Here is a 13,846-nt window from a genome sequence, read left to right as displayed (position 1 = left end):
TTAGGCTTTTTTATTTAGCTTCGCTTGTAATTCTTTGTCATAATTGCGTGTAGCAGGAATGATAAAAGTCACGATTCCACAGAGTAATGTACCAATCCCTGCTAAGAGAAACATTTTTTCTACTCCAATTTTATCGGCTAAAGGACCAGCAAAAATTAAACCAACTGGACCAGTAATACTCATCAGTGAATTAAGAACTCCTAAAATCCGACCTAAATATTTAGGATCATAACTTTGTTGAATCATTGCCATGAGTAGCGTATTAAAATACGGCGTAGCAAATCCTGCTAAGGCATTTAAGATAATGAAGAAAATAAACCCTTGCTTTGTAGCTGGTAAGATACCACTTAATCCAATTGTGATACCAATAACAACATAGGCTAATAACACAGGTTTCATTCGATCTTTCCAGTTCCCAGCAATCCCGATTAACGCCCCACCTGCTAACATTCCAATAGCATAAATCATTTCAATTAAACCGGCATCTCCTACTGAACGATTAAAATATTCCATCGTCATTAACGGATACATACTTGCAGCAGGCATGAAAATTAAGGTAAATGCTGAACCAATTAACGTAATCCACCATAGACCTTTATTAGCCATTAACTGTTGCAAACCAAATTTAGTATCTGTTAATAGATGAACTTTTTCTCCTTGTGACACGACTTTAGGAATCGTTACAAAAATTAGTAAGCCGATTCCAAAAATAGCACCTAACACATCTAATAATATCAATTGATTCATAGGAACAATCGCAAATAAGAAAGCACCTAATGCAGGAGCGATAATAAAATTAGCAGATTGAACCATCCCTAACTGCCCATTAACTTTGGTTAATTCCTCTTCAGGAACCATCATTGGTAAAATAGATTGAATGGTTGGCATTTGGAACGTTTGCGCGATTGAACGCACTAATAGAGAAATAAATACTAACCACAATGGAAACTCTGCTGAAAATGTTCCCACTAAGGATAAAACCAAGGCGATAATTGCCACAATTCCATCCGTTACTATCAACAATGTTTTTTTGTTCCAGCGGTCAATTAAAGGACCCACAAAAGGACTGAGTATAACCATCGGCAACATCCCTAAAATAGTTGCAAAACTTAAAACTGTGGCTGAACCAGTCAATTCAGTTAAATACCAAATAATAGAATATTGGACAATCATACTGGTAATTCCTGATAGAAATTGCCCACTTAAAAATAAATAAAAATTTCTACGCCAATGCGCTAGTGAAAACTCAGTTTCTTTCATTTTATACTCCTTTTAAACAACAGAACTATTTTTCTTCTGTCATCTCTTTCATTTTAATGACAATTGCTTGTGCCACTTCTTCGACTTTTTGAGGCTGCAATTGTTTAATTGGTTGTGAAATGATGGGGACTTTTTTGGCTAAGTGAATCATTTTCGCTTGTATCGTAGTCAGTTTACGCTGTTTCCCATACATAAAGCTTGGACGAACCAATAACGCATGAGGAAAATAAGATAAAACAATCGATTCAGCTCTCGCTTTTGAGTGAAAATAACGTTTTAAGAAAAGAGTCGTAAAACGGTTCGCTGAAATATAAACAAAATAAGGAACCTTCATTTTTTGTGCTTCATCAGCAGTTATTTTAGCTGGTTCAATATTGAAACGCTCGTACGTTAAGCCTTTTTTACGATTTTCAACTAACAAACCAATCGCATCAATCACAATATCGGCGTCTTTAAGCACATGGCGCCAGCCGTTTGGTTGAAAAACGTCTCCTTTTACCCATTCAATAGTTGACAGCCATTCTTCGTCCAATGCTGGTTGCCCATGACGTGAGACACTGATTACATGATAATCCTCACGAGCAGCTTTGATAATTTCACGACCTAAAAAACCACTACCTCCAAAAATAACTAATTTCTTCATTGTTTTCGCCCTCCTTTTATCTTTATACTAGCAAAATCAAAGGGAAAATGACACTTTTAGGAAAGATTGTATCAGTTGAAATGTGTTGTTACACGCTCATTTTGTCTTTATGTTTTTCCACATTATTACTCAGTAAAAAGCAAATGGTCCAATAATCAATTTTATGAGTTCCCTTATAACTACCTATAATAGTTGATTATCTCCCATCTAAATAACGACTCATCAATTCCAAATGATGCATAACAGCTGCTTTACGCATCACACCCATCCCAGGGAATTTTTCTTTCGCTGCATTTTCTAACAATAATTCCAGCCCCTTTGTTGGTTGATTGTCACATAACTGAGGCATCCATTGATCAACTTCCATCATGAGTGCTAAAAATTTTTCCTTTTGCGAAGGTAATTCTTCTGGTGATAAAAAATGATGGATGCGCAATTGATCCTTTGCAAAATAGACAAGGTGCAAACTCAAAATAGGTGTGGGATAGCCATGTTCATAATAGATGCGACTATCTATTGAAAAATCGCTAAAGCCCACAAAGCCTTTCTTCTGATAAGTTTGATGTGTCACTGAAAAAAGTTCATCCATTTGTTCTTGATAAAAATGCGTTCTTGGCAAACGGGTAAAGGCATCTTCTGATAAAATCCGTTGCCCTTTGACTCTCTGTAATAAACGAAATTCTTCTGGTACTAACACTTTTGCTTGGTAATTGTTCCATTCACTTGCTAGAGCAGGTGCTGCTTGATTAATAATTATCATTTCTGAAGGAGTCTCTACGGTTTCTAATGGTTGATCTAATAGATACGCTTTTTCATTAGGAAGTTGGCGCAATGTTTCTAAACCATTTTCAGTAGCAAAAGCCCCCACTTGTGGATTTTGAATAATATAAAAAGGGTGCGCCATTTGTTGACTTGTGTCTATTAATTTTGTAAAAGCAGTCGTTTTTTTTACTGGTTCGATAATTGGCTGAATTCGCTTTGACAAACGATTTTCTTCCAACAACGTGCGTAATGCAATCAAATCAAATTGTTTGCCACGAAAATAAGGATAATACATTACTTTTCCTCCAACCAGCGATTTTCAAGTTCAAAATAAGCAGCACGTGTCGCCTCTAGTTCCTCTTTTAAAGATTCTATTGCTTGCGATTGTGTCTCTTCAATAAAACGGTCGTAATAGTTCACTCCGCCCCCAAACAAATCGTATTCTGGCTGTCTACGTTTGAGCTCTTTAAATAATTGTTCAGTACCAAATACTCGCAAGCCACGAGCTGTTTTTTTTGCTTTGCCTACTTCTCGTGCTTGCGAGGCGATTAAGCGATAAAGCAACTCTTGTTCATTGACTTGTAATTCTTGACGTTGCGGTTTTTTAGCGGTCGTAAAGTACCCTGGTACCCCAATCTCTTCATTGATATACGAATGAAAAACTAATACACCAATCTGACTGGGGATTTCATCTTGGACTGCTAAATACAATTTTTCAGGTAACACAAAATAATTATAATGACCGACAAACGATAACTTTGCTTTTGAACGAAAATCTGCTTTACTAACTTTTAGCTCATAACAACGCCATTCAAACTGATTGGCGACATCTAAACGGCAACTTAGTGTATCGACAATCCCTTGATCATCAGGCATTGTGACCTCTTCAATAACAATATCACCATTTTCTCGACAGGAATAATACAAACTTTCTTCCATTTGAATGGTTAAGGGTGTCTTCATAATCGTTCTCCTTATTTTATGTTAATTACAGAATAGAACATACGTTCACTTTTTGCAAGTGGAACTTAAAGATATATCGGCTTTTATTACACTAGCTTTCCATTTTTGAGTTCCCACACTTCATCCGCTAATTCAATAAAATGTGGATCGTGCGATGTGAAGAGCACAGTCCCTGTGTATTCTTTTAGAAACATCTCTAGTGCTTGAATGGTTGTTAAGTCAATAAAATTTGTAGGTTCATCCAATATTAATAGATTGGATGGTCGTGTAAATAATTGAGCAATCGCAACACGTGTCGCTTCGCCGCCACTTAATACGGATAGTGGTTTGAATACTTCATCTTGTGAAAAACCTAAATGATGTAGCAATGAACGGACAGTACTTTCAGGCCAATCTGTTTCTGTCATTAATTCAAGTAATAACGACCGTTGACTAGACAATTGATAGTCCATTTGACGATACGTCTCTATTTTTACTTTTGGTGATAAAACAATACTTGAATGACCATCTAAAATTGCTTGTAATAAAGTGGACTTACCGGCACCATTTGACCCCACAACAGCTACTTTTTTCCCTAAAGGCAATTGAAAGTCCACTTCATCTAAAATACGTTTTTGATCATAAGTTACTGTTAGTTTCTCAATGCGTAGCGGATATGGATTATGAATTTCAGCTGTCTCGTGTTTCGGAAACTTAATGCTTGTCTCTCGCTCCAAGCCTTGAACTTCTTTTAATTGTTCCAAGCGAGATGTCATGGCTTTGGCTTGTTTATAAAGATTTTTTTGAACGGTATCTTTTTGTTTTGAAGAAGACAGTCGATCTGGTCGAACATTTTGTTTTTTCTTTTTATCTGAAATTTTTCCGGCTTGTTCTGCTTTTTGTTTTTTCTCTTGAATACCTTTTGTTAATCGTTACATTTCTTTTTGATACTCTTGGTGTGCACGCTCTTGACTGTTTTTTTCATGTTCTTTTTGTTGCAGATAGGCATCGTAGTTCCCTTTGTATTCTGTAATTTTGCCATCTTTTATTTCCCAAATTTTTTCAGCCAATTCATTTAAAAAGAAACGGTCATGACTAATAAACAACAACGTACCGTAATAATAACGCAATTCTTCAATTAATTGCTGTTTTCCACGCTGATCCAAATGAGTTGTTGGCTCATCCAATAACATCCCTGATTGATAAGTTGAAAGCAATTGCGTTAAACGATATTTCGTCATCTCACCCCCACTTAAATTTTGGACATCCGTCGTGGGCACTGTAAAGCGACTTAATAATGCACCGTCTAAATCAGTTATTGATTCTTCTACCACATCATCCATTTGAGCATAGTACTGAAAATCGATACTTGTCTGAATTGTTCCTTTGGTAGGAGTCAATTGATGCGCAATTAATTTCATTAAACTTGTTTTCCCAGAACCATTTTCTCCGATAATACCAATTTTTTCATTCATATAAACGTTTAATTCAGGAACGATTACAATCTCTTTTCCTGAATAAATTAACTCTAAGTCTTTGATTTGAATAGTTTGTTCTTCCATGGTTTGATCCTTCCTGTTGTAACGAACAGGGATTCCATGTAACTTTTCTATTTAATTAAAAAATGGACACAAAAAAGGGATAGTCTTATACTATCCCTACGTTCATTTTATCTATGTGTATCTACTTAAAAAGTGCACACTTCACCCATGAATTTCGTTACAAGACTTTTGAATTTGTATTAAATTAACGATTCAAAAGTAAAAAACGTAATCTCATAGATGCAGTCACCTTTCATTCCCCTTTACTTGGTTGATAAAAGTAGAATACCATGCTTTTTTATTCTTATCAATGCTTTTGTCTTTGTTCGGCTTGTCTGCGTAATTGTTTTTGTGCTTTTTTTGAGCCACGATCAATATCTCGATTAAATTTCCGCTCATGATACTCAACAAATAATTGTTCCAAATCATAACCTTGTGGGTATAATTCGCTTGCTGGGACAGCTAGTTTCAAGCGTTTAAGCGAAACAGAAATCAGCTGTTTTTCAATAAGTATTTTAGCAGAATATTCATCTTGGTACTCATAAAACAATCCGTACTGCTCATGCTCATTGCTCCAGACACGATCGCCTTTATGAAACTCTATTTGTGTACTACTTGTTTCGGTTGCTTTTCGTTGATACACGATTTTTTTTGTCGCATAATCCTTATTGTGCAGATATTTTTTTGCTTGTGTTAGCACTTTAGAATCAATCGCCATTTTTTGAGCAATCCAAAAGGCGTTACTCTCCCCGACTTGATTAAGTAATAAACGATATTGCGGAGTCAATGTTTCTGAATCGAATGCCATCGCTGCCGTTTGGAAATCTTCATGTTGTAACGCAAAATCTTTTATTTCACCATAATGCGTCGTTGCTACAATTGTTCCACCTTGCTGATACATGGACTCCATCGCTGCAATTGCTAAGGCCGCTCCTTCATTGGGTTCTGTGCCACTGCCAATTTCATCAAGTAAAATCAACGTTTGCCTAGACGTATGACGTAGAATTTCGCTAATATTTTTCATATGTCCTGAAAACGTACTTAACGAATTTTCGAGACTTTGTTGGTCGCCAATATCGATAAAAATCTTTTTAAACAGTCCAATTGATGAACTGCCATTATGATTGACACAAACACCAAAATAAGTCAGCAAACACACCAACGCAATGGTTTTTAAGACTACGGTTTTCCCACCAGCATTAGGACCAGTAATAATTAAACCGCGCATTGTTCCAATTTCTAAACTTAAAGGTACTGGATTTGTCAATAATGGATGTTTGACACCATCAAAATGCAGTGTCTCTTCTTCATTAATCGTTACTCGTTTTCCGCCAATACTTTGACTATATTTCGCTTTTGCAAAAATACTGTCCAATTCAACGATAATATCCATACAGTAGCTAATTACATCAGCTTCTTCAGCTAGCATCCCGGTTAAAGATGCGAGTACCTGATAGACAATTGCCGTTTCTTCACTTTTCGCGAAAATCAATTGGTCATTTAATTTTCGCAAACTTTCGGGTTCAATAAATACGGTTGTCCCACGATTGGACCGTTCAATAATCTCACCAGCAATTTTAGACTGAAAAGTTGTTTTAATTGGTAATGTATAACGGTCTTCTTTTTTTACAACTAAACGATCTTGCAACCAACCGTTAGTTAATGCGTGTTTTAAGATTTTGGCACATTTTTTCTCAAGTTCATTTTCTAGTTTCATGATTTTTCCACGAATCTTTTTTAACTCACGCGAGGCTTCGGATTTCACCCGATTACCGGCAATAGCTTCGTAAATAGCATCAATGATGTGATGAAAATCCGTTAAGTCTTTCGTATAGCTTCTTAATAATGGTGTTTGGTACTGATTTTTCTCAAAAAAGCGTGCAATCAGACGAAACGATCGTAAAAAATCCCCGTATTCTGTTAATTCACTGGCTTCTAAAATAGCACCTTTTTCAATTTTAGTCGTCAAATGTTTAATTTGACTCAATCCCATAAATGGTACATGTTGGCCGGATGCCAAAATTAACATCGCTTCATTCGTTTCTGTTAAACGTTTTTGAACGGTTTGATAATTGGTCGCCGGTTCTTTGCCAGCTAATAATTCTTTTGCATAGTCACTAATACAACGCTGAATAATCTGTTCTTTGATTAAATTAAATTCGGTTGCTTGAAATAAGGTTTTATTCATGTGAGTATTCCTTTCTACTATCAAAAGATACCTTGAAAAAAACAGAGTGATCTACTCGTTTTCAAATATTCGTTATACAAAAAGCATAAAAAAAGGCAATAGGAAGCCCTATTACCTTGTCGTATCATTCGTTGATTCAATAGGTATCTTTAGGCATGACAAATAAACCTAGCATATTTTTGGTTTATTTGTATTCAATTGCTTAATTAGATACCTTGCACACTCACAAAAAGTCCCTCTTTCAGAAAACGAGTTTTTACAAGTTGAATTATAACAAGTCCTTTAAACTCTGTAAAGTTTTTAAGGGTTTAATTCTTGAAATACCTGCCATAAATGATCGCAGTCTTCGCGGTGACCAATTTCTTCCATATCAAAAGCTGTTTTATCACTACCATCTAAATAATTTCGTAGATGCATATCAGAGAACCCGTATTTTGCAGCATCATCGCGCGTGTTACTGTAATATACTTTTTTGATATTGGCCCACATCATGACGCCTACACACATTGGACAAGGTTCACAGGTCGCATAAATTTCACAATCTGATAAATCCATCGTATTTAACTTTTTACATGCTTCTCGCACGGCGACCATTTCGGCATGCGCAGATGGATCGGTATCGCGCATCATCGTATTGCCAACCGCTGCTACAATTTCTCCATTGCGAACAATCGTTGCCCCAAACGGTCCTCCGTCACCACGCTTCATTCCTTCAAGTGTCGCTTTGGTTGCTAATTGAAAGTATTTATTCATTTTTCTCGCTCCTTAGATATTTTATTTATTTTTATCGATAAAAGTTAACAGTGTATATAAAACAAACGAACTAATTAATCCTGAAAAGAATGCAAAATCATTAATCATTTTTAATAAACTAACATTAGGGAAAAAGGCTCCTACCATCGAAAGAGTAAAACTAATTGCTAAGACAATTACGGCACGGCGATTGTATTTCATACTTAGCGTACTGTTTTCAGCTGCATAAATCTCTTGCAAATTCAACTGCCCTTTTTTATTGATAAAGAAATCTGACAACATAATACCTGCAATCGGTCCAAACATTGACCCAATGAAACTATAAAATAAGAATAAGTTATTAATAATTTTCCAAGGAAGGATTAAAACACCAATGATACCAGTTACAATCCCACCTGTTTTGACATTGAATAAGTTAGGTGCTAAAGAGGTTAATTGTAAACCTGCTGGGAACAAATTACCAAATACGACAAAAGCAGTCGCTCCTAAATTCAAAGCCATAATTAAAACAATTACCGCAAGTGAGCTGTCCATTTGATCAATAGCCATGACGATATCAAAATTTTGCATTTCCGGAAAAGCAATTGCTGTACCTGCAAATAAACTTACACAAGTGATGGCAAATAAAATGTAAGAAAAACTAAAACCTAATGGTAAACCAATAATCATTGACTTTAAATCTTTTGCTCGTTGTGTAAAGTCTCCAATATTAACAATCGGACCCGCCCAGTTAGAGACTAATGCGCTCACACAAGCGATAAATAAAGCAGTGTTGAATTGTGCATTTGCAGGTGCATAATTCATGACGTTCTCCATACCACCCGCAATATTAATCGCCCATACAGCAGCACCAATAATAAATAGATACACTATCGGAGACGCATATGTGCCTAATTTATCAATAACTTTTGTTCCACCCATAAATAAACCAACTGTTATCACCCATACAAGGACAAAACTAATCGCAGTATAAATGGGTAACCCTAGGAATGTAGCTTCTCCACCAATGGATGTATAACCTGGAAAAATCCGATTAAATATGACATCCATCGCCCGAGCAGTAACAAAGCTTTGCGTTCCAAAAAAGACAACACCAGCAATTAATCCTCTTGCTAAAGCTGGAATAATGAACCCCTTCACTCCAAAGACGGACCGTAAAACCATGGTAAACGGGATCCCATATTTCGCCGAAGCAATCCCGTTAATGACATAAAAGAACGAAACAATCACTGCTGAAGTCATCACCGCAGCAAGAACTTGTTTGGAGTTTAAACCAAGCATAAAAAATCCAGCAACAGTCATATAAGACAAAATGTTGTGAACAGAGCCCATCCATAATGTCGTGAACTGCATAATTCCCCAATCACGCTCTTCTTGATTTTTTGGGCGTAACTCTTCTGCTACAGTAGTAAAATCAACTGATTCTTCAATAAATGGATCTTGGTTGTTTATCGTAATATTTTCAGCCATTGTGGTTATCCTCCATTTTTTTCTATCAATTTTTGTGATTGTGCAGCATGTTCACTAAATAATGAATTCGCTGGTTGGAGCTTGTCTGCTTCAATCATTACCTCATACGCTGCATGATGTTTACCTAAACTACGAAGACTATTTGCTTTATGGAACAAATAATCTACTCGATTGGGTGCTTGTTTCAGCAATTCGTCCATAATTAGAATTGCCTCTTGATGGCGACCAATTTCTCTTAAGTAATTTGATTTATGATAGATAAAAAAGGATCGATTGCCTTTTTGTGCTCCTTTATCAAAGAAAGCGATTACTTGTTTTTGATCACCTATTTTTTTATAAAGATTTGCTAAATAATAAGCAAATTGGGCATCTTGTTGAAAACCTTTCGCATAATAATACCGAGCAGCATCCAATTGATTCAAACATTCATAGCTAAAACCTAAATAATACAATTGCTCTAAAGATTCATCCATCTTAAGCAATTTTTGGATACTTTGATAACAGTTATTTGCGCGAATGAGTGTTTTAATTTCAGTAAAGGGACTTGTGGGATACGCTGCATTTAATAAACACTCAATCGTTTCTTTTTTGAATTCTGTCGCATACTCACAAGCATCTTTTTGATCGAAATCTTTAATCGAGATATCCGCTTGAGAAGTAACTAATTCTTCGACGATATCTCGATAAAGAAAGCCATCATCGCCTAATACAACAGCTTCTAAAAGTGCAGTCCAACCAAGACGATTCACATGATTGACTGGCACTCCAGCATCTAGGGCTTGCTGAACGACACGAATAAACCCCTTCTCACTAGATGGTAGCAAAGCTGAACCTCCAAAACGATTTACTTGAGTTAAATCTGGTGAATAGCACAGAAGTAGCTGAAACATTTCAGAAAAACCATTAGCTGCTGCTGCAATAAAAGGTGACAGCATTGTATGATCTTTTGTATTAGGACTAAACCCCTTGTTTAATAAAACCGCAGCAATTGCTACTTGGTTAGTTGCTACTGCTAAATGAAGAGGAGTTTGTCCCTCTTCATTTACAGAGTGTACATCAATGGCGTGTGTTGATAATTCATCCAACACGGCATCTAGTTGCTTTTGTTTAATGCTATCAAAAATTGTTTTTGTCATCTGATTCCACCACACTTAAAATTTTTCGCTTAACTTAACAATGGCCTTTTGAAAGGCTTCTACCGGTGGATAGGTAATACCGGCACCAATCATCCCAATTCCCGCTTCCTTATGAGCAATCGCTGTATTAATTACGGGTAAAGTATTTGTTTGCATCACTTTTAGAATATCAATCCCTGTTGGAATCCCCATAAAGTTAAGTGCTGGAATGGTAACATTGGGATTTTCTCCTGTCGTAATAGCTTCCATCGACAAAGAATAATTTGTCGCATCTGCTACCGTACCGCCCACTAATGCCACAATTGCCGGTGCTGCCGCCATTGAAAAACCACCTAAACCAAATGTTTCAGTGATTGCACTATCGCCGATGTCTAAGCCTGAATCTTCTTCTGTATACCCAGCAAACATTGGCCCGATAACTTTTTGAGACGGACCGACAAACCATTCTTTAGGATCAGTACTTGCTAGGCGAATCCCAAACTCTGTTCCATTTCGCGCCATTGTTGTCACAACTGAGCTATACTCTTCAACACCCACAGCCGCATCTAAAGCTGCCTTACAAAATGCCATCCATGTTGGCCCAGAGAAATAATCACTGCTTGCGACAAAGTCAAACACATCTTTTTGATCCGCTACTGAAAAATCAGTCTGAATAATACCTGGAGTTAACGCTTGAATGAGTAGCGTTGTGCCTGCAACATTTCGATTGTGTAACTCATCGCCCATATGCAATGCTTGTGAAACCAGTAAGCGTAAATCAATCCCTCCTTCTAAATACGTCATAGCCTCTGCCAAGATAGGACCGAATACATCACGCATCCAAATCAAACGTTCAATCACCGAATCGTCATTGGCACCCATTCTTAAAATTTTAGATAATTGTTCACTCAAATTAGTATATGCAACGTTGCCATACGTTTTATTTTCAACTATATGCACATACATTGATGCAGAAGTAACACCTGCCATTGAACCTACAGTATTATGTTCGTGACACGGACTAAATTCAATTTGTCCTGATTGTGCCACTTTTTGGGCTTCTTCTAAATTTTCAGCAAAACCTTCAAATACAATCGCTCCTAAAACTGCTCCTTGCATAGGACCATTCATTTTCTCCCAAGTAATCGGGGGTCCCGCATGCAAAATCATATTTTTCTTCATCCCAGGAACAACATCAATTGCTTTGGCGTATCCAGTTAAATAAATACTTGATGAAGTAATGATTTCAAACACTCGTTGGTTAGCTTGCTGAATTTTTTCTAGATTTTCAGGCTTCTCAAGGATTGTCAACGCTTGTAAAACTGCTTCATTTCCTAATCCAGGTGGCGCCCAATCTAATTGAATACTTGTTCCTCCCTGAGTTTGAATATCTTCAGTAAATTTTTCTAAACCAACATTAACAACAGTTAATTCTTCGGTAAATAATGGATTCATTTTACTCGTCCTTTCCAACAAATTCGCGGGCTAAAAGAGCCGCATTCTGCATACTACTTGCATATGTTGCGCCTGTATGTTCCAGTTTAGCTAATTGTTCATCAAGATTTTGCGTATCACGATCCGTTCCTAATACATAGCCAATTACTTCTAAATATCGTCCTTCTTTCTCAGCTTGTTGTTTCGCTTGGCGAATTTCTTCTGCCATGATACCAACAGGATCTTGATGCGCGCCATATCCCAAGACAAAATCAAGCAAAATCACACCGACCTCTGGATTTCGAGCTTCTTTTCTAAACTGCTCCATACGATTACTTGGGTCAATCATTGGATGCGGTCGACCATCTGTATATTCATCAGCACCAAAATCAATATAAATATGGCCATCACTTGAGTTTTCATTTACTTGGTTTTCTGGATTTTTTGCAATGTTGCTATACACATTTGCATATTTTTGTTTCGTAATATAATAAGCTTCCGCTGCTAAAGTTCCACCTGTAAATAATCCACGAATATATTTTTGTTCAGGTGCTAATTTCTGTCTGACTTCTTCAATCAAAGGAATGTTTAAAGGATGTAAATCTAAATTAGATGTAGAAATACCCGCTAACTCAACTGCTTTCAAGGCAGTATTTTTGGACATCGATTCAAAATAAATGTTTCCATCTACTCGTTGTTCCATTTCACCCACAAACCAAACGACGACTGGTTTATTAATTGTTTTGACTTTAGCAACAATTTTTTCTTGTACCTTTTTTGCAGGTGGTTTGGAAATCAAAACAATCACTTCCGTATCCGGATCTTGTGCCAATAAATCGATACCTGCTAACATCATTTTCCCACCAATTTCAGCAGTTAAATCACGTCCACCTGTTCCCATCAATTGTGAGATACCGCCACCAAATTCATGAATACGTACAGAAATTTCTTGTGAACCTGTACCAGAAGCTCCAATAATTCCAATATTTCCTCTTCGTACATTATTTGCAAAACCTAAGCCAATATTATTAATAATTGCTGTTCCACAATCAGGACCCATCATTAAAAGTCCTTTTTCGTTCGCTAAGTCTTTTAACATTTTTTCGTCGGCAACTGACACATTATCGCTAAACATCATGACATTTAGGTTATTGTTTAAAGCTTGCAAGGCTTCTCTGGTCGCATAATGGCCGTTCACAGAAATTAAAGCTAGATTGGCTTTTTCATTTTGAACAGCTTCTTGAATCGTATGATATACACGTTTGACGTTGGTCGTTGTGACTTTTTCTTTTTTAGTTAACAGTTCTTCAACTTTAGCTAAAACAGCTTGTGCTTCCTCTTCATTGGTAATTTTCATCGTAATCACTAAATCACTCGCCTGTGCTTGTTCTACCACCTCATTGGATAAGTCTGCATTCCGCATTACTTCTTTGTTCATATCCGTCGCCATTGCAACGATTGCCTGTGAAACATGTTCGATTTGATTAGCTTTGGTAGACAATGCCATCAATGAAACAGAATCAATGTAGCGATTTTTTAATACTTTTACTACTAAGTTCTTCATTTAGGTTCTCCTCACTTTTATAGCTAACTGTTTATTTTATACAATTATCATAAAATAGGCCTTTTTAACTAAAAACACTTTATTTTATGAACTTATATCTATATAATAACGATAATGTAATCGCTTTAATATGTACTATTTGATTGAAAATACCTTCATTCATTTGTACACAAT

10 protein-coding genes and 1 pseudogene are annotated in these 13,846 nt (G+C 36.4%); all 11 read right to left on the bottom strand.

What is annotated here, in order from left to right; genetic code table 11:
• A complete protein-coding gene (locus AC4BC7_RS03540; protein WP_490503869.1) occupies window positions 1-1,260 on the bottom strand; it encodes an MFS transporter in 1,260 nt (419 codons plus the stop codon).
• Window positions 1,261-1,285: 25 nt separating this feature from the next.
• Window positions 1,286-1,903, bottom strand: coding sequence for an NAD(P)H-binding protein (locus AC4BC7_RS03535; protein ID WP_490503868.1), 618 nt, complete (start codon window positions 1,901-1,903; stop codon window positions 1,286-1,288).
• A gap of 196 nt (window positions 1,904-2,099) precedes the next feature.
• Complete coding sequence (locus AC4BC7_RS03530) at window positions 2,100-2,960, bottom strand: sce7725 family protein (protein ID WP_490503867.1); 861 nt, start codon at window positions 2,958-2,960, stop codon at window positions 2,100-2,102.
• Window positions 2,960-3,628 (bottom strand): hypothetical protein, encoded by a 669-nt coding sequence (locus AC4BC7_RS03525; RefSeq protein WP_490503866.1) that lies wholly within the window; start codon window positions 3,626-3,628, stop codon window positions 2,960-2,962. Before AC4BC7_RS03525 ends, AC4BC7_RS03530 begins: the two co-directional genes overlap by 1 nt.
• A gap of 86 nt (window positions 3,629-3,714) precedes the next feature.
• A pseudogene (abc-f, locus tag AC4BC7_RS03520) lies at window positions 3,715-5,169 on the bottom strand (ribosomal protection-like ABC-F family protein).
• Between the two features lie 286 nt (window positions 5,170-5,455).
• The gene (locus tag AC4BC7_RS03515; protein WP_490503864.1) at window positions 5,456-7,336 is read right to left on the bottom strand and encodes an endonuclease MutS2; all 1,881 of its coding nucleotides are present in this window, start codon (window positions 7,334-7,336) and stop codon (window positions 5,456-5,458) included.
• Between the two features lie 300 nt (window positions 7,337-7,636).
• Window positions 7,637-8,089 carry a nucleoside deaminase gene (locus tag AC4BC7_RS03510; protein WP_490503863.1) on the bottom strand — a complete coding sequence of 151 codons (453 nt, stop codon included), beginning with the start codon at window positions 8,087-8,089 and terminating at the stop codon, window positions 7,637-7,639.
• Window positions 8,090-8,110: 21 nt separating this feature from the next.
• Window positions 8,111-9,559 (bottom strand): cytosine permease, encoded by a 1,449-nt coding sequence (locus AC4BC7_RS03505; RefSeq protein WP_490503861.1) that lies wholly within the window; start codon window positions 9,557-9,559, stop codon window positions 8,111-8,113.
• Window positions 9,560-9,564: 5 nt separating this feature from the next.
• A complete protein-coding gene (locus tag AC4BC7_RS03500; protein WP_490503859.1) occupies window positions 9,565-10,695 on the bottom strand; it encodes an ankyrin repeat domain-containing protein in 1,131 nt (376 codons plus the stop codon).
• 15 nt (window positions 10,696-10,710) lie between these two features.
• On the bottom strand, window positions 10,711-12,129 hold the full coding sequence (locus AC4BC7_RS03495) for a YlbE family protein (protein WP_490503858.1): 1,419 nt from the start codon (window positions 12,127-12,129) through the stop codon (window positions 10,711-10,713).
• A 1-nt stretch (window position 12,130) separates the two neighbouring features.
• The gene (gene fdrA, locus AC4BC7_RS03490; protein WP_490503857.1) at window positions 12,131-13,672 is read right to left on the bottom strand and encodes an acyl-CoA synthetase FdrA; all 1,542 of its coding nucleotides are present in this window, start codon (window positions 13,670-13,672) and stop codon (window positions 12,131-12,133) included.
• Window positions 13,673-13,846 lie beyond the last annotated feature (174 nt).

The organism is Enterococcus sp. AMC1623 (genome assembly GCF_058216495.1).
This window is presented reverse-complemented; position numbering and strand designations above follow the sequence as displayed.